The sequence below is a fragment of the Paraburkholderia sp. J76 genome, assembly GCF_905220295.1.
Taxonomy (GTDB): Bacteria; Pseudomonadota; Gammaproteobacteria; order Burkholderiales; family Burkholderiaceae; genus Paraburkholderia.
Genome location: NZ_CAJMZJ010000007.1, coordinates 161,229 through 181,551 on the forward strand (window position 1 = coordinate 161,229; position 20,323 = coordinate 181,551).

Consider the following 20,323-nt stretch of genomic DNA (forward strand, 5'->3'; position numbering starts at 1 on the left):
GCAGCCGTGCGCGCCGGGCTCTCGCGTAATACGGCAGGCATATCGACGACATATCGTCTGCCGGGCTACGCAGGAAGCTGCTATGAGCGGGCCGCCCCCTACCGGCGCGCCCCGATCCACCGCGCGATATTCAATAACCGCGCCATATCCAGCGGCTCGCCGGCGTCGATTGCGACGCAATGCCGGTAGTACGGACTGAGGTCGAGCCCCACGCCCAGCCCGATCACATCGACGTCGAGCATCGCCTCGTGCTTCGACACCACCTCCTTCAGGTGATTGTCGAGATAAAAGGCGTCGTTCGTCTGCGCCGTTGCGGTGTCCATGGGGCTGCCGTCCGAGATCGTCACGAGAATGCGTCTCGCCTCGGCGCGCGCCGCGAGCCGCGCGCAGGCCCATTCGACGGCCTCCCCGTCCACGCCCTCGCGAAACAGGTCCGCCTTGAGCAGCGCGGCGATGGCCGGGCGAGCGCGCCGCCAGCTCTCGTCGGCCGACTTGAACACCATGTGGCAGGTCTCGTTCAGACGCCCCGGATGCGGCGGCCGGCCGCCCGCGAGCCAGTCCGTGCGCGCGCGGCCGCCGTTCCACGCGAGCGTCGTGAAGCCGAGCACCTCGGTTGCGATTCCCGCGTCCTCGGACGCGCGCGCGAACAGATCGACTATCATTGCGACGGGCTCGATATGCGCCTTCATCGACCCCGAGCAATCGATCAGGAAGCCGACCACGCAATCGCTGCGCGGATCGAACCGCTCGCGCCGGAACACGCGCCGCTCGGCGGGCGAGCTGACGATTTGCGCGAGGCGTGCGCCGTCGATGCGTCCGTCCTCTTCGCCAAAGCGCCAGCCGTCGCGCTGCGGCAGCGCAATCGCCGTCCGCAGCATGCGCGCAAGTCGCGCGACGTTGATGCCGCACGCGGCGATGCGTTCGTCGAGCCGCTCCCGGTACTCGCGCAGCAGCGCCTCGCGCACGCGCGCCGCGGGCCGGATCTCGCGGTCGTACTGCGTCGTGTACGCGCGATAACCGTCCGCCGCCTCGGCCAGCACGCGGCTATCGCCCGTCGCGGCGAGCGCGGGTAGCTCGGCGCTCGTCTCGTCGAAGTCGGCCCACAGCGAGAACGACGTCAACGCGTCGTCGGGTGCGCGCGCTTCGTCCTCGTCGCCACGTGCGTGTGCCGCGCGGGCATTCTCGATCATCGTTGCGACGCGGCGCGCCAGTTCGCGCGCGTGCTCCGCGTAGGCGCGCTGATCCGCGCGATGCGCGCGCAGCCCGGCAAGCTGCACGCCGATCGCCGGCACGATGCCGGCGCGCGTCGCCTCGATCAGATCGCCAGTGTCGTCGGGCACGGGCCAGCCGGTCACGCGCGACCATACGATCTGCGCGACCGTATAGAGCAGGATGCCGAGGTGGCCTTCGCTCAGGCCCGCGCGGCAATACGCGCGCGACCACGTTTCGAACCGGTGCCGCAGGTTGTGCGCGAGGCCCGGCATGCCGGGCGGCAAGCACGCTTCGCAACGCACCTGCTCGAACAGCTCGAAGAGAAGACGCTCGATCGGCGCATCGGGACACAGCAGCCGGTGCAACGCGGCATCGGAATGGAGCAGGCGCTGCGCGGCGGCATCGGCGGCGCCGCGCAGCGAGGCGAAATCGTCCTCGTACACGTTGCCGCGCAAGTGCGGCGCATGAAGCGGCACCGCCCTCGACTCGCGGCAAAGCCGACCGCCGCGATAATGCAGCGCGGCGTCGCCGGTGAGCGCGCGCACGGCGGCCGCGCAGAGCGCCTCGCGACGCAGCGCGTTGCGCACGGCCTCGGGGGTGGGCGCGGCCGTCACGCGCGCGGCTCCCGCTTTTCCCCACCCAGTTCGACGCCAAAGCAGCGCTGGTAATACTCGGCGACGACCGGCCGTTCCGCCTCGTCGCACTTGTTCAGGAAGGTGAGGCGGAACGCCAGCGCGGGATCGCGAAAAATCTGGCAGTTCTCGGCCCAGTCGATGACCGTGCGCGGCGACATGAGCGTGGAGAGATCGCCGCTCGCGAACCCTTTGCGCGTGAGCGCGGCCATGCTGATCATCGAATCGACGAGTTGCCGTCCGGCGGGGTCGGCCATCTCGGGCACGCGTGCGAGCACGATTCCGGCCTCCTCCTCGCGCGGCAGGTAGTTGAGCGTGGCGACGACGTTCCAGCGATCCATCTGCGCGTGGTTGAGCATTTGCGTGCCGTGATACAGGCCGTTGAGGTTGCCGAGGCCGATCGTGTTGGTGGTCGCGAAGAGACGGAAGTATGCATGCGGGCGGATCACGCGGTTCTGGTCGAGCAGCGTGAAACTGCCGTCGCGCTCGAGAATGCGCTGGATCACGAACATGACGTCGGGGCGGCCCGCATCGTATTCGTCGAAGATCAGCGCGACGGGACGCTGGAGCGCCCAGGGCACGATGCCCTCCTGAAACTCGGTGACCTGACGGCCGTCGCGCACGACGATGGCATCCTTGCCGACGAGATCGAGCCGGCTGATATGGCCGTCGAGATTCACGCGCACGCAGGGCCAGTTCAGGCGCGCCGCGACCTGTTCGATATGCGTGGACTTGCCCGTGCCGTGCAGGCCTTGCACCATGACGCGCCGGTTGCGCGTGAAGCCCGCGAGTATCGCGAGTGTTACTTCGGGGTTGAAGCGGTATGCCTCGTCCACGTCTGGTACATGTGCGTCGCGCTCGCTGAAGGCCGGCACCATCAGGTTCGAATCGAAGCCGAAGTGTTCGCGGACTGGTACCGTGCGGTTCGGGTTTTCTATCGGGTAGTCTGGGGTCATTGGGGGGCCTTTTTGTTGCTGGTTTTTTTTGGGGGTTTTTGGGGGGCTTGCTTGTTTTCGCGGTGGTATGCAAGCGTTGCCCCTGTGCGGGGCGGCACCTACTTTCTTTGCGGCGGCAAAGAAAGTAGGCAAAGAAAGCCGCTCAAACCGCCAATGCCTGCCACCATTCACCTCGCGCATTGACAGATAGTGGCTCCGGAGCGTCTGTCGCCACTCGCCCACAACCGGAGTGACAAAGCACTCATCCTTCCGGCGGCGCTACGCGCCCCGAAGGGCATAACCGAGAAACATCAGTAGGCCAAAGTTTCTGCGAAGATTGCCCCGCCGACATGGTTTCCCATGCAGACCCGGCCGCTGCGCGCGTAGCGAGCAGCGGGAACGGATGAGCCCTTAGTCACTAACTGGAATGGTGCGAGGTGACAGACGCTCCGGAGCCACTGGCTGTAACGGCGCGAGGTGAATGGTGGCGGGCGCTGGCGGTTTGAGCGGCTTTCTTTGCCTACTTTCTTTGCCGCTGCAAAGAAAGTAGGTGCCGCCCCGCACAGGGGCAACGCTTGCATACCACCGCGAAAACAAGAAAAGCCCCTCAAACCCCCAAACCCTCACCCCCTCTCATCCCTCCTGAAATACTGCAAATAAAGCACCCTCTGCCCAATCCGCCTGAACGGCGCAAACAGATGCCCAGGCAACGGCGTAGTAAAAATCGGCAGCGTAAGCTGTCCCCCCTTCCCGGCGATCCGTTCGGCAAGCCTGCGCCCCGCCTGCTGCGAATACGACACGCCATTCCCGCCATACCCGAGCGCATAAAACACCGATTGCCGCGGATCGGGCTGACACACGCGCGGCATCATGTCGTGGCTCACGTCGACCCACCCCCACCAGGAATAATCGATCTGCACGCCCCGCAACGCAGGAAACTTACGCGCCATGCCCTCCTTGAGCAGATCGAGATGTCGCGGATTAGGCGCATCCGCACCGGTAATCGCGCTGCGGCTACCAATCTGCAATCGCCCATCGGGCAGGAAACGATAGTAAAAGCGCAGCGTGCGCGTATCCGTAAGCACCTGGGTCGTGCGAAAACCGCAAGCGGCGATCTCGGCTTCGGTGAGCACGCGCGTGACCATCGAGTTCGACAGAATCGGCATGATCTTGCTGCGCAGCGTGGGATGCAGCGTCTGCGCCGTGTACGCACCAGTCGCCACGCCCACCGCGCGCGCCCGCACGACGCCGCCCGGCGTACGCAGATGATGCACGCCGTTGATGGTTTCCCAACCCGTCACGGGGCTGCTCGTATGAACCTTGGCTCCTGCCGCGCGCGCGAGGCGCAGATAACCGAACGCAAGCTTCAACGCATGTACGCCGATGCCTTCTGGCTCGTGCAGCGCGCCGGCTGCCTCATGGTCGTCGATGAATTCGCGGCGGAACGTCTGCGCGCTCAGGAGTTCCGACGGATAGCCGAATACGTCCTTCCATACCTTCGCCTCGGCGGCCAGCTTCGCCATGATGCGCGGCCGGTGCGCAATCAGAAAGTGGCCGCCCGGCTGCGGCTCGCAGTCGATTTCGGCAACGAGCGCCTTGAAGTGGTCGAAACCCTGCTGGATCTCGTCGTGCATTTGCAGGGCGACGTCCTTGCCCCAGCGCTCGATCCACTGCGAGCGCGAGAGGCGCCCCGAGGCATTCTGCCCCTGTCCGCCGTTGCGGCTGCTGCAGCCCCAACTCGTGCGGTTCGCCTCCAGCACCACCGCCTTGATGCCATGTTCGCGCGCGAGGCACAACGCCGTGGCAAGCCCCGTATAACCCGCGCCGATGATCGCGACATCCACGTCGAGGTCTTTCGTAACGGGACCGTCGTCGGGCGGCGGGCTGCCCGCCGTCGCGACCCAGTAAGTCGGCGCGTAGTCCTTGCCGACGCCGGGGCCCGGCGAGACGAGCGGATCGTAGGTGGGGTCGTACCTTGTGGAACCGGCGCCGCTCGCGGCAAAGTCGGCGGCGGCGGGATCGACGGTGCTGTATCCCATGATCAATGCCCCGCGCGCTTCATGAAGACGCTTGCGCGGAACGCCACGAAGGCGGTTTCTGCCGACTGCCTGTTGGTCATGCCTGTCTCCTGTCGAGTCGCTTTGGCGCTCTATCGGGAAAAATTTTAAGCAGACCCGCATGGCGCAGGTAGAGCCAGTGGCCTGGTATCGACTGGTACAGCGGACTGGTACAGCGGACCGGCACAGCGCGAATACAACGCGACGCTCCCGCGCATTTGCATGACATATCGGGGTAATCCGCTACGTAAGCGCGCGCGCTTTGCGCTCATACTGAAACCTGAAACTCGAACAAACTGTTTCATTTCCCCAGGCGAACTTGCCGGAGCACACCGATGCCAGACACCGCGCGAACAGGCGCGCAAGACAGTGCCCCGGCCCTGCGCGAAGAATCGTCGGCCGACGACGCCCGCGTGTTGCGCGCGCTCATCGTGCTGGAGCAACTGGCGTCCGCGGGCCAGCCGTACACGCTTTCGCAGTTGTCCGCGCGCCTGCACATTCCCAAGGCGACGCTGCTACGGCTCATCGATTCGCTGGAAACGCGCGGCTACGTGATTCACATGCCCGATTCGCGCGGGCACGACCGCGGCATCGCGCTGGGCCCGCGCGCGGCGCAACTCGCGCTCGCCACGCTCGCCAACAACACCTTCACGCGTTCGTGCCGCGTGCTGCTGCGCACGCTGGCCGAATCGCTCGGCGAGACCTGCAATCTCACCGCGCTCGATGGCGACCGCGTGCTCTACATCGAGCGTGTCGAGACCACGGAGCCGCTGCGCATGGAGATGCGTCCGGGCATGCACGTTCCGCTGCACTGCACCGCGAGCGGCAAGCTCTTTCTTTCGCAGATGACGATGCTGGAACGCAACGCGCTGCTCGAACGCCTCGTGCTGACAAAAATGACGCCACGCACCCTCACCGCTCCCAGGTCGCTCGCGGCCGAACTCGAACAGCTTGCGGTACGCGGCATCGGCATCGACAACGAGGAATTCGTGCGGGGTATGGTCGCGATTGCCGTGCCGGTTCGCGACCCCGCCAGCAAAAACGTGCTCGCCGCGCTCGCCGTGCATGCCCCCACCGCGCGCGCCACGCTCGAGGAACTGCTCGAGTCCGTGGGCCGCATGAAGCAAACGGCGGCCAGGCTCGCGCCACTGCTTCAGGGGCTGTCGCTCGCTTGAGCGGGCGAAGGCCGCCCCTGCTGCCGTAAAGCGCCCGCATCGCGGACTTCTGATTCCGTTTGCGCAGTTTCCGTTTCACTTTCGGCCTGTGCGCACGATCGGCGCTTGCGGTCGCTCCTCCCATCCCCGACATTGATCCGAAAAACGCGGCATGTCCTGCCGCTCCAGGATGTCGAGGAGACGGGATTCATGGACCATGAGGTCGATTATCTGATCGTCGGCGCCGGATCGGCCGGGTGCGTGCTTGCCAACCGGCTGAGCGCCGATGCGCGCAATACGGTGCTGCTGCTCGAAGCGGGCGGTGAGGACAACAATCCGTGGATCCACGTCCCGGTCGGCTACTTCAAGACGATGCACAATCCCGCGCTCGACTGGTGCTATCGCACGGAGCCGGACGAGGGCGTGGCGGGCCGGCAGATCGACTGGCCGCGCGGCAAGGTGCTCGGCGGATCGAGTTCGCTCAATGGCCTGCTCTACGTGCGCGGACAACGTGAGGACTACGATCGATGGGCGGCGCTAGGCAATCGCGGCTGGAGCTACGCCGACATTCTCCCTTATTTCAGGAAGTCCGAAGATCAGGAACGCGGCGCCAACGCCTGGCACGGCGTGGGCGGGCCGCTCAAGGTGTCCGATCTGCGCTTGCGCCGGCCCATCGCCGACCACTTCATCGCCGCGGCCCAGGAAACCGGCATCCCGCGCAACGACGACTACAACGGTGCGGTTCAGGAAGGCGTCGGCTACTTCCAGCAGACGGCGTACAAAGGCTTTCGATGGAGCACCGCAAAGGGCTTTCTCAAGCCCGCGCGCAAACGCAGCAATCTCATCGTGGAGACGCGGGCGCAGACGAGCCGCATCCTGTTCGAAGGACGGCGCGCGGTGGGCGTGGAATATTGGCAAGGCGGCGTGTGCAAGCGCGCGCGGGCGCGCGTCGAGGTCATACTCGCTTCGGGCGCCATCGGCTCGCCGCAGATTCTTCAGCACTCCGGAATTGGCCCCGCGCAAGTGTTGCGCAGCGCGGGCGTTGCCGTGCTGCACGACCTGCCCGGCGTGGGCCGCAACCTGCAGGACCATCTCCAGGTGCGGCTCGTATTCCGCACGCGCGAGCGCACGCTCAACGACGAGGTCAACCATCCGTTGCGCAAGGCGTGGATCGGCCTGCAATACGCGTTCTGGCGCACCGGGCCGCTCACGCTGGCCGCGAGCCAGGTGGCGATCTTCACGCGCTCGAACCCGGCGGTCGAACGCCCCGACATCCAGTTTCACATGCAGCCGCTGAGCGCCGACAAACCCGGCCAGGGCGCGCATCCGTTCTCGGCGTTCACGGCATCGGTCTGCCAGTTGCGGCCCCATAGCCGGGGCAGCGTCGAAATACGCGGCGCCGACCCGCGCGCGTACCCCGCCATTCGCGCCAACTATCTGTCCGATCCGCGCGACCATCCCGTCGTGATCGGCGGCATTCGCGTGGCGCGGCGCATCGCCGCCGCGCCGTCGCTGGCGCCCCACATCGTGTCCGAGTTCGTGCCCGGCGAGCAGTATCAGAGCGACGCCGAATTGCTGGACGCGGCCCGCCAGTTCAGCCAGTCCATTTATCACCCGGCGGGAACCTGCAAGATGGGCCGCGACGCCATGGCGGTTGTCGACGAACGGCTGCGCGTGCATGGCCTCGCCGGGCTGCGCGTGGTCGATGCGTCGATCATGCCCGAACTGGTTTCCGGCAACACCAACGCCCCCGTGATCATGATCGCGGAAAAGGCCGCCGACATGATTCTCGAAGACCACGCGGCGCTCGCCGCGCCACAACATCAGTACGCCGAAGTCCATCTGTGACGCAGGCAGATGCGGGGGTCAATGCAGCACACGATGAACGCAGGGCAACACCCGGTAAACAAAGGATACCTTACGAAAACATCCGCTTTCCAGGGGACCGCGCCATGCCAGGCGCACCCTTAAAGGAGACAGCCATGAACGCATCACCCCGCACCGACGCCCGGCAGATCAGGCGCGTGGTCGTCGCGAGTCTGATCGGCGCGACCATCGAGTGGTACGACTTCTTCCTCTACGGCGTCGTCGCCGGCATCGTCTTCAACAAGCTCTATTTCCCGAGCGGCGATCCCCTCATTTCGACGATGCTGGCTTACGGCACGTTCGCCGTGGGCTTCCTGAGCCGTCCGCTCGGCGGCATCGTGTTCGGCCACTTCGGCGACCGGCTCGGCCGCAAGAGCATGCTGATCATGACGCTTTCGATCATGGGCGTGGCCACCGTGCTGATCGGCACCGTGCCGACCTATGCGCAGATCGGCCTGTGGGCGCCCGCGCTGCTGCTCGTCCTGCGCGTCGCGCAAGGGCTCGGCCTTGGCGGCGAATGGGGCGGCGCCGTGCTGATGGCGTTCGAATACGCGCCCGAGGGCAAGCGCGGCCTCTATGCGAGCATTCCGCAGATCGGTCTCGCAATCGGGCTGTGCCTCGCGTCGGGCGTGGTCGCGCTTCTGTCGTCGGTGCTCAGCAATGCGCAGTTTCTCGCCTGGGGCTGGCGCGTGGCGTTCTTCCTCTCCTTCGCGCTCGTGGCGATCGGCCTGTATATCCGCCTGCGCGTGCTGGAAACGCCCGAGTTCGAGCGCGTGAAGCAACAAGGCGCCGAAGTGCGCGTTCCGATCGCCGAAGTGCTCGGCCGCTATCCCGGCAACGTGCTCGCGGGCATGGGCGCGCGCTTCATCGACGGCGTGTTCTTCAACGTCTTCGCCGTCTTCACGATCGCCTACCTCACGCAGACGCTCAAGATTTCGCGCACCGACGCCCTGCTCGCCGTCATGGCCGCCGCCTTCACGATGATCTTCACGATTCCGTTCTTCGGCCGCCTTTCGGACCGTGTCGGCCGCGCGCGCATCTACTTCTGGGGATCGCTCTTCACGGGATTGTCGTCGTTCTTCGGCTTCTGGCTCATGAAGCACAGCGGCGGCTCGCCGGTGCTCGTGTGGATCGCCGTGATCGTTCCGCTCGGCATTGTCTACGCGTCCATCTACGGCCCCGAAGCGTCGCTGTTCGCGGAACTGTTCGACGCCAACGTACGCTACTCCGGCATCTCGTTCGTCTATCAGTTCTCGGGCATCTTCGCGAGCGGCATCAGCCCGATCATCGCCACGTGGCTGTTGCAGCGCAACGGCGGCGATCCGTGGCTCATCTGCCTCTACACGATGTTCGCGGGTCTCCTGAGCGCGCTCTCGGCGCTGTGGGTGGGCCGCCGGCAGCATTCGCGGCGTCTCGCGATGAGCGGGGCGCACTGAAGCGCGGGGGTTTTCAGGCCATGGACAACGGCGCTAAGGCGCGACGCGGCAGCACGCACGCAGCCCGTCGCGCAGCATGGCTTCGGTCTGCGTATCGATGAAACCGATGAAGACGATCACGCCCTCCGTGCCCTGCGCCGCATGCTCGCCGTGCGCGGGCGGCGTCATGCGCAGCCGCCGGGCCGCGACCTGGCAGAGGCGCGTGCTGACGTTGCCCTCGGCATCCACGACGCGCACGAAGCCTTTCGCGCGCAGGATCGTGCGCGGCAGCGCCTTGAGCCAGGCGCGTAGACGCGCCTTGTCCAGCACGCCGGGCGCGGCCAGCGCCACGCTTTCGAACGCGGGAAATACGCTCTCACCCGCATTCGCGTTCGTCCCCGTGTGCATTCCGATAGGCCGGTGTTTCCACCGCTCCACATCGGCAAGCGCGCGCGCGGGCGGCACGCTCGCGTCGAACAGCAGCGCGAGCGGCACGCGCCCGTGATCCGCGGCCACGACGATATCGGTCGCCGCCAGCGCGCGCACGTCCGAAATCGCGCGCTCGCGCGACCCCGGCGCGATCAGGTCGAGCTTCGCGACGATCACCGCGCTCGCGCTGTCGATCTGCTGTTGCGCCATCGCGCCAACCAGCGGATCGACGAGCGTGCGCACGAGTTCCGGCGCGTCCACGACCACGAGCACTGCCGTGAGCCGGAACGCGCCGTTGAGCAAGCCGATCTGCGCGATCTTCGCCGGGTCCGACACGCCGCTCGCCTCGATCAGCAGCAGGTCCGGCCGCTCTTCGCGCGCGGCGACGCGCACGAGCGCATCGACGAGCGCGCCGCCAATCGTGCAGCAGATGCAGCCGTTGTCCAGCTCGATCACGTCGTCGCTGCGGGCGCGCACGAGCCGCGCGTCGATGTTCACGGCGCCGAAGTCGTTGACGAGCACCGCAATGCGCTTGCCGTGCGGCGCCTCCAGCAGATGGTTGACCACCGTGGTCTTGCCCGCGCCGAGGTAGCCGCCGATCACGGCGAGGTCGATCGGCGCGCGCGCAGGCTGCGACGGGGCGGCGTTCATCGCGGGGCGCGCATGACGCGTCCGCCCAGCACGGTGCCCCACACCGGCACGTCTTTCAGGCGCTCGGGCGCACAGGTGCTCGGGTCTTCGTCGAGCACGGCGAAATCGGCGAACTTGCCCACTTCGATGCTGCCGATCAGATGGTCGAGGCGAAGCGTATACGCCGCGCCGAGCGTGATCGCATGCAGCGCTTCGTCCACGGTGATGCGCTCCGCCTCGCCCAGCACGCGCCCGGACGCCGTCTCGCGCCGCACCGCGCACCATGCCGTGAAAAGCGGACTCAACGCCGTGATGGGCGCGTCCGAATGCAACGCGTAGGGAATGCCCATGCGTTGCGCGGAGCCGGCCGGGTCCATGCGGTTCGCGCGATCGGGGCCCATGGTCTGGCTGTAGTGCGCGTCGCCCCAGTAGTAGATGTGGTTCGCGAAGAGATTCACGCACAGGCCGAGCGCGCGGATGCGCCGCAATTGCGCCGCGTCCGCCATCTGGCAGTGTTGCAGCGTGTGCCGGTGATCGGGGCGCGGATGACGCGCGAGCAACGTGGCGAGCGCATCGATCACGACTTCGGTCGCTTCGTCGCCGTTCGTGTGGATATGCAGTTGCAGCCCCGCGCAGTGGTACGGCTCGAACACCTCGACCAGTTGCCCGGGCGGAATCAGCCACAGGCCGTTGGGCTGTCCACCCGCGTAACCGGGCCAGCGCACGCGCGCCGTGAAGCCCTGGATCGAGCCGTCGACGATGAACTTCACCGGCCCGAAGCGCAGCTTGTCGGTATTGCCCGCCATCGCTTCCAGCACGCCGGCCGCGCGCTGCGCGGGGTTCCGCTGCGGCGCGAACGCGGGCACGATGCGCACCGGGTAGTCGGGGTCGGCGGTCACGCTGTGCAGCGTCTCGTTGCCCAAAGGCGAAAGATCGTTCACGAGATCGGTCGCCGTCGTCACGCCCGCGAGCTGCGCGACGCGGCCGAAATTCCACACCGCGTGCGGCTTCTCGCTGGCCGCGATCGCGAGCTTGCCGCCGATCACCTGGTACACCGGGAACATCGCCGCGAACTCCTGGAGTTCGCCCGTGGGCTGGCCGTGCGCGTCGCGCGCAATGCCGTCGACATCCGTATCCTCGTCGATGCCCGCGAGCGCCAGCATCGCGCTGTTCACGTTCATCAAATGCACGCTGGCATGGAGGATCGCGATGGGGCGGCGCGCCGTGACGGTGTCCAGTTCGCGCGTCGTGAGGCGCGCCGCGCCGAAGTAAATCGGATCGAAGCCCCACGCGAGCAAGGGGCCGTCGTCGGTCATGTCGCGTTCGGCTTCGGCAAGCCGTTCGAGCACCGCGTCGAGCGTGCGCAGGCCGCGCCACAGCTTGCCGTCCGGGCCGCGACGGTCGTAGTAGCCCACGTACACGGCATCCCACACCGCGCCTTCCATCAGGTGGCAATGCCCTTCCACGAGCCCCGGCATCAGCACCTTGTCGCGCAGCGTGTCGTCCCGCGTGCACGTGCCGAATCGCGCCGCCCAGTGCGCGGCGTCCTCGCCCGTTCCCACGGCAAGAATGCGGCCCTCGCGTACGGCCACATGCGTGGCGTGCGGCTGGTTGGGATTGAGCGTGAGGATGCGGCGCGCCGCGAAAACCGTAACCGGCTGACCGGCGGATGCTGACGTTGCAGGCGAATTCATCGGCGGATTCGACTCCTATGAATGACGGTGAAGCGGATCGGGCATGGCATAGCGGCGCCCGGACGGACGCAGCAGGATATGCCCCACGAACACGACGAGCACGTTCACGCCCAGGCACACGAGCCCGAGATTAATGCCGCCGAAGCCGATATGCAGCGCGTAGCACACGATGGCGAGCCCCTGCCCGCAGAGGATACCGGCCGCCACCGCGCCCGGCCGCACGCGACGCCCGGCGAGCAGAATCAGCATGCCCGGCAGGAACTGCGTCACGCCATAGTAGGTCGTGTTGATGAGCGAGAGCATCAGGTTCGGCGTGAGCAGCGTGGTGGCGATCGACACCAGCAGGTAGGCCACGATCACGAATTTCGCGGTGCGCTTCTGGCGCGCCTCCGGCAGGTTCGGAATGAGGTTGCGCGTGACGATCGGCCCGATCGCGAGGCAAATGCCCGCGAGCACGAGCAGCCCCGAAAGCGCGGCGCCCGCCGCGACCAGACCGAGCAGCCAGTCGGGCAGCAGGTGGACGGCGGCCGCGAAGAACGCGTCGTTGGGCGAGGCGAGCTTGAGGTTCGCGCTGATCGCGTAGTACGAAGCCACCACGAGAAACGGGTACATCATCATGTAGAGCGGCATCGCGATCTGCGTGCGGCGAATCGTGTTGGGACCGCGCGCGGTGAAAAAGCCCTGCGCCGCGAACGGCATCATGTAGAAGCCGAGCGACTGGAACAGCATCGTGCTCATGGAGAAGCGCAACTGCGGCGTCGTCATCGCGTTGCTCACCTGGCGGCTCGCGGCGTGAAAGACCTCGTGCGTGCCGCCGGCCATCCACGCGGCCGCCACGCCCGTTACGACGATGGCGAGCAGCATCAGAATATCCTTGAGCACGGCGATCCACGCGGAGGCGCGCACGCCCGAAATCGCGATATAGGTGAAGGCGAGCGCGGCGCACACGACGATCAGCCAGACGGGCTGAACGTGCCAGCCGAGCCCCTTGAGCGCGGCGGCCAGGCCCGTGAACTGGAGTTCGCCCCATGGAATCAGGAACAGGATGGACGAGCCCGCGACGATCAGCTCCAGCGCGCGGCTGCGGTAATGGCCCTTGAAGAGATCGGCCTGCGTGATGGCGTTGTGCTGCTTGCCCACCTCCCAGATACGCGGCCCGATGAAATAGCCGATGGGATACGCGAGCAGGATGTAGCCGAGGAACCAGACGCCGTAAGTCGGCCCTTTCGCATAGATGCCGCCCGGAAAGCCGACCATCGTGCCGATGCTGTAGATCTCGCCGGCCGTGAGGAAGAACACGAGCGCGACGCCGAACTGTCGCGACGCGACGAAGAAGTCGTGCACGCTCTGCTTGCCGTGGCCGCGCCGGGAGCGGATGGCGAGATAGAGCGAAAAGGCGATCAACAGCGAGAAAACGAGTGTGGACATGCGCGGCTCTCCAGGGGTGGAGACGATGGGATGGGCGGCGCCGCCGCTTGGCGCGGCAGACGGGCTTCAGTGCTCGTTCGCGTAGCGATGCCGGTCGAAGCAGCGCCAGCAGATGAAGAGGCACGCGGAAGTCAGCAGGAACCACGCGAAGATCCACGCGTAGATGAAGGGCACGCCAAAGACGTAGCGGTCCTGCTGCGCGGCCGCCCACGGCAGCGCGCCTATGACGCCCAGAAAAGGCAGGCCGATTCCGATCAGATACCTGAGCATCCTTGTCTCCTTTGTGGCTTTTGCTTCGAGTATCGGCCGTCAAAAACACGCGCGGCTAGTGCCAGATACGTCCTATCTTTGGGTCCAATCGGCGCGAGGGCTGGCCCAGCGGCGTGCAGACGCCGCGCCGATAGCTGAGATAATGAAGCCGCCCCAGCCCAAACCCCACCCCAAGGAGCCACTGTGAGCCAATCCTCAACCTCGTCCGCCCCCAATCCGGTACGCCGTGTCGCGTTCCTGGGCCTTGGCGTGATGGGCCATCCCATGGCCGGTCATCTCGCCAAAGCGGGGCTCGACGTCACGGTCTACAACCGCACCGCCGAAAAAGCCGCGCAATGGGTCGCCGAATACGGCGGCCGCGCGGCCGCCACGCCGCGCGAAGCGGCCCAGGGCGCCGATCTCGTGCTCGCGTGCGTCGGCAACGACGACGACCTGCGCAGCATCACGCTCGGCGCGGATGGCGCATTCGCGGGCATGGCGCGCGACGCTGTGTTCGCCGACCACACGACCGCCTCGGCCAACGTCGCGCGCGAACTCTCGGCGATTGCGGCCGAACACGGCCTGCATTTCGTCGACGCGCCCGTTTCCGGCGGCCAGGCGGGCGCCCAGAACGGCAAGCTCACGATCATGTGCGGCGGCGAAGCCTCGGCCTTCGAGCGCGCGAGGCCCACGCTCTGCCACTACGGCGCGGCCGTGACGCTGGTGGGCGAGGCGGGCGCGGGCCAGCTTGCCAAGATGGTCAACCAGATCTGCATTGCGGGGCTCGTGCAGGGGCTTTCCGAGGCGATCAACTTCGGCGAGCGCTCGGGGCTCGACATGACGCTCGTGCTCGACGTGATCGGCAAGGGCGCCGCCGCAAGCTGGCAGATGGACAACCGCGGCGAGACGATGATCGCCAACAAGTTCGACTTCGGCTTCGCCGTGGACTGGATGCGCAAAGACCTCGGCTTCTGCCTCGACGAAGCGAAGCGCAATGGCGCGGCGCTGCCCGTCACCGCGCTCGTCGACCAGTTCTACGGCGACGTGCAGCGCCTGGGCGGCAGCCGCTTCGACACATCGAGCCTCATCTGGCGCCTGCGCAAGCTCGACGGCGGCGGCGCATAAGACGCATCGGGACGGCGGCGCGCGCGGGCGTCGGAGGCGTCTCAGCGCCACCAGCGCAGCGGCCGCCGCAGCGTGTGCCGTTCGAGCCGCACCGTCGGCATGCTGTCGAGGAACGCAAAGGCGCCCGCCTCCTGCGCGCCCATGCGCCGTTCGCGTTCCTCGTCGGCCTCGACAGTGCGGGCGGTATCGATGAAAAGCGCCGCGACGATGCCAAGCGCAAGCAACCCCGCCGAGATCATGAAGGGCACGTTATAGCTGCCCGTATGCTGGATCAGATAGCCGAACACGACTGGCGACACCATGCCCGCGATGCCGAAGCCCGTGTTCATCATGCCGCCCGCCGTGCCGGCGTACTTGCCCGCGATGTCGAGCGGCAGCGTCCACAGCACGGGATTCGTGATCTCCAGAAAGAAGAACGAAGCGGAAAGAAAGAGCACCGCGATCATCGGGTTGGCGACGGACACCATCGGCAGCAGAAAAGCGAGTGAGCCGCCCATGCCCGTCACGAGCACGGCGCAACGCGCGAAGCGCAGCCGGCCCGTCCACTTGTAAAGCCGGTCGGACACCACGCCGCCAAGCGTGTCGCCCACCACGCCCGCGAGCAGCGGGAGCGCCGTGAAGAGCGCGAGTTGCTTGAGGTCGAAGCCGCGCGACTCCTTCAGGTACGACGGCAGCCACGTGAGATACACCCACAGCAGCCAGCCATAGCAGAAGTCGACGAACGTGACGAGCCACATGCGCCGCACGAGCTTGCGCCACGGCGTGGCCGCGTGCCTCGCGCGGTCGCAGTCGCCCCTGCGATAGCCGATTTCGGCGGTCTCTTCGGGCGTGACGCGCCGGTTCTGTTCCGGCGAGTTCGTGAACACGAAGAGGTAGAGCACCGTCCACAGGAGGCTTGCGATGCCGAGCAGGACGAACGCGTAGCGCCAGCCACCCGCCACCACCACCGCGAGCACGAGCGGCGGCGTGACCGCGCCGCCCAGGCGCGCGAAGCTGTGCGTGATGCCCTGCGCGAAGCCGCGCTCGCCCACCGGCATCCAGTACGTGAACGCGCGCGTGGCCGTGGGAAACGCGCCGCCCTCGCCCACGCCGAGCGCGAAGCGCAACCCCACCAGCATGGCGACGCTGCCCGCGAAGCCGGTGGCAAGCGTGGCCGCGCCCCAGATCAGCGAGAGTACCGTGAGCACGAGCTTCGGCCCGAACTTGTCCGAGAGCCAGCCGCCGACGATCTGCATCACGGCGTAGGGATACGCGAACGCGGAGAACACGAGCCCGAGCTGCACCGCGCTCAGGCCCATTTCATGGCGAATGAGCGGTCCCGCCACCGCAATGTTCACGCGGTCGATGTACGAGATGAAGTACATCAAACACATGACCGCGAGAATGATGTGGCGCGTCTTCACGCGCTGCGCGTGCTGTTTCATGACGTTGTCTCCTGAGTCTCTTTTTTGTGCCGCCGGGGCCGCCTGGCCGCATGCGCTTCGTCGCGCGCTCGCATATCAGCCTGTGGGCGTCACGAGCTTAAGCCGCTGGACTTTGCCCGAGGGACCGCGCGGCAGCTCGCTCACGAAGCGGAATTCGCGCGGCGTCTTGTAGCGGCCCAGTTCGCGCAGGCAGTGCTCGCGCAGATCGGCGGGGTCGGGCGCGCCCTGCCCCTCGCCTTCGCGCGGAACCACGAACGCGACGATCTCCTGCCCATACGCGGGATCGGGCACGCCGACAGTCGCCGCGTCGAGCACGCCGGGATGGCGCAGCAGCGCTTCGTCGATCTCGCGCGGCGCGATGTTCTCGCCGCCCTTGATGATCAGTTCCTTCGAGCGCCCGTTGATGTAGAAGTAGCCCTCGTCGTCGCGATAGCCCAGGTCGCCGGTGCGCAGCCAGCCGTCGGCGGTGAACGCCTTGGCCGTGTCCTCGCGGCGCTTGTAGTAGCCGCGCATGACCTGTTCGCCGCGCAACACGATTTCGCCGTACTCGTTCGGCCCGCATTCGCGGCCGTCGCGGTCGATCACGCGCGCTTCGCCGCCCGAAGGCAGGCCCACGCTGCCGATCCTGCGCCGCGAGGCATCGTAGGGATTGCTAAATACCGGCGCGGCGGTTTCGGTCATGCCCATGGTTTCGATCACGCCAATGCCGAAGCGCGCCTCGAACGCGCGATGATGGTCGCCGGGCAGCGCGGCCGAGGCGCTGCGGCAGAACTTGAGCGCCGAGAGGTCGAGCCCGCGCGGCTCGTCGCCGTTCAGCAGATAGGCCACGATGGTCGGCACGACGTTGATCCACGTGCAGCCGTAGCCGGCGGCGTCGCGCCAGAACGTGCCGGCCGAGAAACGCGGCGTCAGGACGACGGAGCCCGCATGCCAGAGCGGCGCGAGCAAGGTCACCACGAGGCCGTTGATGTGATAGAGCGGCAACGAAGCGAGCACGCGGTCATCGGCGGCGAGGCGGTGTTCCAGGCTGATGTTGCGCGCGTTCGCACACAGGTTCGCGTGGCTGAGCAGCACGCCCTTCGGCGCGCCGGTCGTGCCCGATGTGTACATCAGCAAAGCGATATCGTCGCAAGCGGGTGCGCAAGGGGTCGCCGCGGCTATCGTTCGGGGCGCGGGCAGCGCGGGCAGCACCGGCAGCGCAAACGCCTCCGGCTCCGTGAGCACGAGCGCGATGTCGCGCGTCACGCCCTGCTCGCGCAGCGCGGCGAGCGCCGCCGCAAGCGGGCCGGCAGTCTGCGTGCTCGCGAAGATCATCCGCGTGTCCGAATGCTCGACGATATAGGCAAGCTGCGACGGCTGGCACAGCAGATTGAGCGGATGCGCGATCAGTCCGCTGTACATCGCGCCGAGCAGCAGCGTGGCGGTCTGAATGCCGTTGCCCATCAGCACCGAAACGACGTCGCCCGGCGCGAGGCCCGCCTCGCGAAAGCGGATGTCGAGCGCGCGGCAGCGTTCGAGCAGCGCGCCGAGGGTGAGCGTCGCGCCCGCGCCCTCCTCGGGGGCCCCCAGCAGGAACGGCTTGTCGGGATAGTGCGCGGCGCGGGCTTCGATCAGCGCGCGGATCGTCGTGGGCGCGCTCATTGTCCGAATCTCCGGAAATAGTCGCCGAGCAACGCGTCGAGTTCGGGAACGTGCTCCGCAACCGGATACGCCACGCGCGTGATGTTCAGGTACTGGCGAAAGCCGAGATTGTCCGAAAAATTGTTGCGCCCCCAGGTGCCGCAGCCCATCGAGAGCGAGAACGGCAAGCCGTTGTCGAAGTTGCCGCCTGTCGCGAAGCAATGGGCCTGGTTGACGATCACGCGCGCCACCGGCAGCGTCGAACCCAGCGCCACGGCTTGCTGCGGTTCGCCCGTGTGCAGGCCCACAGAATGGCCCGCGCCCATGTATGCATAGAGGCTGCGCACGACATCCGCCGCATCGCCGAAATCGCGCGCGCGGTACACGGTGAGCACGGGCGCGAGCTTCTCGCCGGAAAACGGATGGCTCGCGCCGAAGCCGCTCTCCTCGACCATCAGGAACGCGATCTCGCGGTCTGCCATGCCGTCGAGGCCCGCGATGCGCGCGATCTGCGAGGCCGATTTTGCGGTGCAGCGCGCGGAGAGCTTGCCGTCGGTCCACATCGCCGCCTGCAGTTGCGCCTTTTGCTGCGTGTCGAGCAGCACGCCGCCGCACGCCGCGAGTTCGCGCAGCATGGCTTCGTACACCGGCTCGGCGATCACCACACTGTTTTCCGACGAGCAGCTCGTCGCGTAGTCGAAGGTTTTCGACGCCGCGATCTTGTGCGCCGCGTCGCGAAGGTTCGCGGTGCCCGTGACGATCGACGCCACGTTGCCCGCGCCCACGCCAAAAGCCGGCGTGCCGCTCGTGTAGGCCATCCGCACGTTCGCCTGCGAACCCGTCGCCACCACGAGGTCCGCTTCGCGCATCAGCGCGGCGGTGGCGGCCTTGTCCACGGGCGCGGGCAGCATCTGCACGAGCGCCGGGTCCAGCCCTGCTTTCGCGAACTGCGCGTGGATAAAGCCGATGAGCGCCTCGCACGCGCCATAGCCCTTCGGCGAAGGCGCGACGATCACCGCATTGCCGCATTTGAGCGCGTTGACGATGTTGTTGGCGGGCGTCGCCGCCGGGTTGGTCGAGGGCGTGATCGCCGCAACCACGCCCACCGCGCGCGCGATCTCGACGATACCCTTGGCTTCGTCCTGCGCGATCACACCGGAGGTCTTTTTACCGTGCAGGTCGCGCAGCAGCCCGAGCGTCTTGCGGTAGTTCTTGCGAAACTTGTCGTCGGCGTTGCCGAGCCCCGTGTCGCGCACCGCCCGTTCGGCCAGTTCGCGGTTTCGCCCCGGTTCCATGATGGCCCAGGCGGCCGCCGCGGCTGCGGTATCGAGCGTCGGCTGCCCGGCGAATTCGAACGCTTGCTGCGCTGCACGCGCGCGCGCGACGAGTGCCGCGATCTGCGGCGCGGGCGCATCGGCTGGGCCGTGACCGGCGGCAACGACAACGGTGTCCCTGACATTCATGGGCGCGCTCCGAACGATTGATTTGGCGGTACTGCCAATCTATTCATCGGCGCGCGAACGCGAGTCCCGATTCCCGAACAATCGGCGACACGTGGCTGGCCAGCCGCGAAATATGCGATTTTCGGGACTTTCACCAGTCCCGAAAAATGCATTCCCGGATGCACAATCGATGGCAGGAAGGCAGGCGCCCACCGTACGGAAAAGCCGACGCAGGAGACGAGCGTGTCCACATCGAATCAATCGAACGCGGCGGCAGTCCGCGCGTTTCGCGTGCTGGAAACGCTTGCGCAGGCGGGCCGCCCTCTGGCGATGATGGATCTCGTTCAGGCGCTCGGCCTGCCCAAGCAGACGGTGCACCGCATCCTGGCCCAGCTCACGGACGCCTGGCTCGTCACGCGCGGCGCCCACGACAAGCTATACGAGTGCTCGGCGCGCGTGCGGACGTTGGCGGTGAACGTGCTGATGCATGCAGGCCCTGCGGCGGCGCGGCATCTGCTGCTGGAGCAGCTTGTCGAAAAGATCGGCGAAACCTGCAACCTCACCATGCTCGCGGGCAACGACGTGGTCTACGTCGACCGCGTGGAGACGGAATGGCCGCTGCGCATGCATCTGCAGCCGGGCTCGCACGTGCCGCTGCACTGTTCCGCAAGCGGGAAGCTGCTGCTGAGCTTCTTGCCCAAGGAGCGCCGCGACCGCATGATCGAGACGCTCCCGCTGCGCGCCCATTCGGAGCAGACGATTACCGACCGCGAAGCGTTGCGCAAGGAACTGGCCGCGACGCGCCGCCGCCAGCTAGCGATCAATAATCAGGAGCACTTACAGGGGTTGATCGCGATTGCGGTTCCCGTGATGCTCGAGCGCAACCGCGCGTGCGCGGCAATCGCCGTTCAGGCACCGGTCGGCCGCCTCACGCTCGACGACTTGCTCGCGTTCGTGCCCGACCTGAGGCACGCCGCGACGGAAACCGCGAAAACGTTCCGCGAATAGGGG

Annotated in this window: 15 protein-coding genes; 5 read left to right on the top strand and 10 right to left on the bottom strand. The window is 66.9% G+C overall.

Features of this window, described 5'->3' with window-relative positions; translation table 11 throughout:
• Positions 1-98: 98 nt before the first annotated feature.
• From U5768_RS15725 to U5768_RS15735, 3 genes are all read right to left on the bottom strand, one after another.
• The gene (locus U5768_RS15725) at positions 99-1,826 is read right to left on the bottom strand and encodes a cobaltochelatase CobT-related protein (protein WP_322031329.1); all 1,728 of its coding nucleotides are present in this window, start codon (positions 1,824-1,826) and stop codon (positions 99-101) included.
• Entirely contained in the window at positions 1,823-2,800 is a 978-nt protein-coding gene (locus tag U5768_RS15730) for an AAA family ATPase (RefSeq protein WP_322031330.1), read from the bottom strand. Before U5768_RS15730 ends, U5768_RS15725 begins: the two co-directional genes overlap by 4 nt.
• A gap of 602 nt (positions 2,801-3,402) precedes the next feature.
• A complete protein-coding gene (locus U5768_RS15735) occupies positions 3,403-4,818 on the bottom strand; it encodes an FAD-binding oxidoreductase (RefSeq protein ID WP_322031331.1) in 1,416 nt (471 codons plus the stop codon).
• A gap of 353 nt (positions 4,819-5,171) precedes the next feature.
• Here U5768_RS15735 and U5768_RS15740 point away from each other — a divergent pair, with 353 nt between their 5' ends.
• From U5768_RS15740 to U5768_RS15750, 3 genes are all read left to right on the top strand, one after another.
• Positions 5,172-6,011, top strand: a complete 840-nt coding sequence (locus U5768_RS15740) for an IclR family transcriptional regulator (RefSeq protein WP_322031332.1) — start codon at positions 5,172-5,174, stop codon at positions 6,009-6,011.
• Between the two features lie 189 nt (positions 6,012-6,200).
• Positions 6,201-7,838 carry a choline dehydrogenase gene (locus U5768_RS15745; RefSeq protein WP_322031333.1) on the top strand — a complete coding sequence of 546 codons (1,638 nt, stop codon included), beginning with the start codon at positions 6,201-6,203 and terminating at the stop codon, positions 7,836-7,838.
• Between the two features lie 134 nt (positions 7,839-7,972).
• Positions 7,973-9,292: an MFS transporter gene (locus U5768_RS15750; protein ID WP_322031334.1), complete on the top strand. Its 1,320-nt coding sequence runs from the start codon at positions 7,973-7,975 to the stop codon at positions 9,290-9,292.
• A 33-nt stretch (positions 9,293-9,325) separates the two neighbouring features.
• On the opposite strand, the gene U5768_RS15755 is transcribed toward U5768_RS15750, so the two are convergent.
• The 4 genes from U5768_RS15755 to U5768_RS15770 all read right to left on the bottom strand — a co-directional run bounded on the left by U5768_RS15755 (position 9,326) and on the right by U5768_RS15770 (position 13,722).
• The gene (locus tag U5768_RS15755; protein ID WP_322031335.1) at positions 9,326-10,351 is read right to left on the bottom strand and encodes a CobW family GTP-binding protein; all 1,026 of its coding nucleotides are present in this window, start codon (positions 10,349-10,351) and stop codon (positions 9,326-9,328) included.
• Positions 10,348-12,024 carry an amidohydrolase gene (locus tag U5768_RS15760; RefSeq protein WP_322031336.1) on the bottom strand — a complete coding sequence of 559 codons (1,677 nt, stop codon included), beginning with the start codon at positions 12,022-12,024 and terminating at the stop codon, positions 10,348-10,350. Before U5768_RS15760 ends, U5768_RS15755 begins: the two co-directional genes overlap by 4 nt.
• A 15-nt stretch (positions 12,025-12,039) precedes the next feature.
• Positions 12,040-13,452 (bottom strand): sodium:solute symporter family protein, encoded by a 1,413-nt coding sequence (locus tag U5768_RS15765; RefSeq protein WP_322031337.1) that lies wholly within the window; start codon positions 13,450-13,452, stop codon positions 12,040-12,042.
• Positions 13,453-13,518: 66 nt separating this feature from the next.
• The gene (locus tag U5768_RS15770) at positions 13,519-13,722 is read right to left on the bottom strand and encodes a DUF3311 domain-containing protein (RefSeq protein WP_322031338.1); all 204 of its coding nucleotides are present in this window, start codon (positions 13,720-13,722) and stop codon (positions 13,519-13,521) included.
• 183 nt (positions 13,723-13,905) lie between these two features.
• Here U5768_RS15770 and U5768_RS15775 point away from each other — a divergent pair, with 183 nt between their 5' ends.
• Positions 13,906-14,826 (top strand): NAD(P)-dependent oxidoreductase, encoded by a 921-nt coding sequence (locus tag U5768_RS15775; RefSeq protein ID WP_322031339.1) that lies wholly within the window; start codon positions 13,906-13,908, stop codon positions 14,824-14,826.
• A 41-nt stretch (positions 14,827-14,867) separates the two neighbouring features.
• On the opposite strand, the gene U5768_RS15780 is transcribed toward U5768_RS15775, so the two are convergent.
• The 3 genes from U5768_RS15780 to sauS form a co-directional block, all read right to left on the bottom strand.
• On the bottom strand, positions 14,868-16,250 hold the full coding sequence (locus U5768_RS15780; RefSeq protein ID WP_322031340.1) for an MFS transporter: 1,383 nt from the start codon (positions 16,248-16,250) through the stop codon (positions 14,868-14,870).
• 75 nt (positions 16,251-16,325) lie between these two features.
• Positions 16,326-17,891 carry an AMP-binding protein gene (locus U5768_RS15785; protein ID WP_322031341.1) on the bottom strand — a complete coding sequence of 522 codons (1,566 nt, stop codon included), beginning with the start codon at positions 17,889-17,891 and terminating at the stop codon, positions 16,326-16,328.
• The gene (gene sauS / locus U5768_RS15790) at positions 17,888-19,333 is read right to left on the bottom strand and encodes an acylating sulfoacetaldehyde dehydrogenase (RefSeq protein WP_322031342.1); all 1,446 of its coding nucleotides are present in this window, start codon (positions 19,331-19,333) and stop codon (positions 17,888-17,890) included. Before sauS ends, U5768_RS15785 begins: the two co-directional genes overlap by 4 nt.
• A 222-nt stretch (positions 19,334-19,555) precedes the next feature.
• On the opposite strand from sauS, the gene U5768_RS15795 reads away from it, so the two are divergent.
• The gene (locus U5768_RS15795) at positions 19,556-20,320 is read left to right on the top strand and encodes an IclR family transcriptional regulator (RefSeq protein ID WP_322031343.1); all 765 of its coding nucleotides are present in this window, start codon (positions 19,556-19,558) and stop codon (positions 20,318-20,320) included.
• The last annotated feature ends 3 nt before the right edge of the window (positions 20,321-20,323 follow it).

Bases quoted from the DNA above. Each gene is read 5' to 3' on its own strand.
- U5768_RS15730 (WP_322031330.1), bottom strand. From the start codon at position 2,800: ATGACCCCAGACTACCCGATAGAAAACCCGAACCGCACGGTACCAGTC.
- U5768_RS15735 (WP_322031331.1), bottom strand. From the start codon at position 4,818: ATGGGATACAGCACCGTCGATCCCGCCGCCGCCGACTTTGCCGCGAGC.
- U5768_RS15740 (WP_322031332.1), top strand. From the start codon at position 5,172: ATGCCAGACACCGCGCGAACAGGCGCGCAAGACAGTGCCCCGGCCCTG.
- U5768_RS15745 (WP_322031333.1), top strand. From the start codon at position 6,201: ATGGACCATGAGGTCGATTATCTGATCGTCGGCGCCGGATCGGCCGGG.
- U5768_RS15750 (WP_322031334.1), top strand. From the start codon at position 7,973: ATGAACGCATCACCCCGCACCGACGCCCGGCAGATCAGGCGCGTGGTC.
- U5768_RS15755 (WP_322031335.1), bottom strand. From the start codon at position 10,351: ATGAACGCCGCCCCGTCGCAGCCTGCGCGCGCGCCGATCGACCTCGCC.
- U5768_RS15760 (WP_322031336.1), bottom strand. From the start codon at position 12,024: ATGAATTCGCCTGCAACGTCAGCATCCGCCGGTCAGCCGGTTACGGTT.
- U5768_RS15765 (WP_322031337.1), bottom strand. From the start codon at position 13,452: ATGTCCACACTCGTTTTCTCGCTGTTGATCGCCTTTTCGCTCTATCTC.
- U5768_RS15770 (WP_322031338.1), bottom strand. From the start codon at position 13,722: ATGCTCAGGTATCTGATCGGAATCGGCCTGCCTTTTCTGGGCGTCATA.
- U5768_RS15780 (WP_322031340.1), bottom strand. From the start codon at position 16,250: ATGAAACAGCACGCGCAGCGCGTGAAGACGCGCCACATCATTCTCGCG.
- U5768_RS15785 (WP_322031341.1), bottom strand. From the start codon at position 17,891: ATGAGCGCGCCCACGACGATCCGCGCGCTGATCGAAGCCCGCGCCGCG.
- sauS (WP_322031342.1), bottom strand. From the start codon at position 19,333: ATGAATGTCAGGGACACCGTTGTCGTTGCCGCCGGTCACGGCCCAGCC.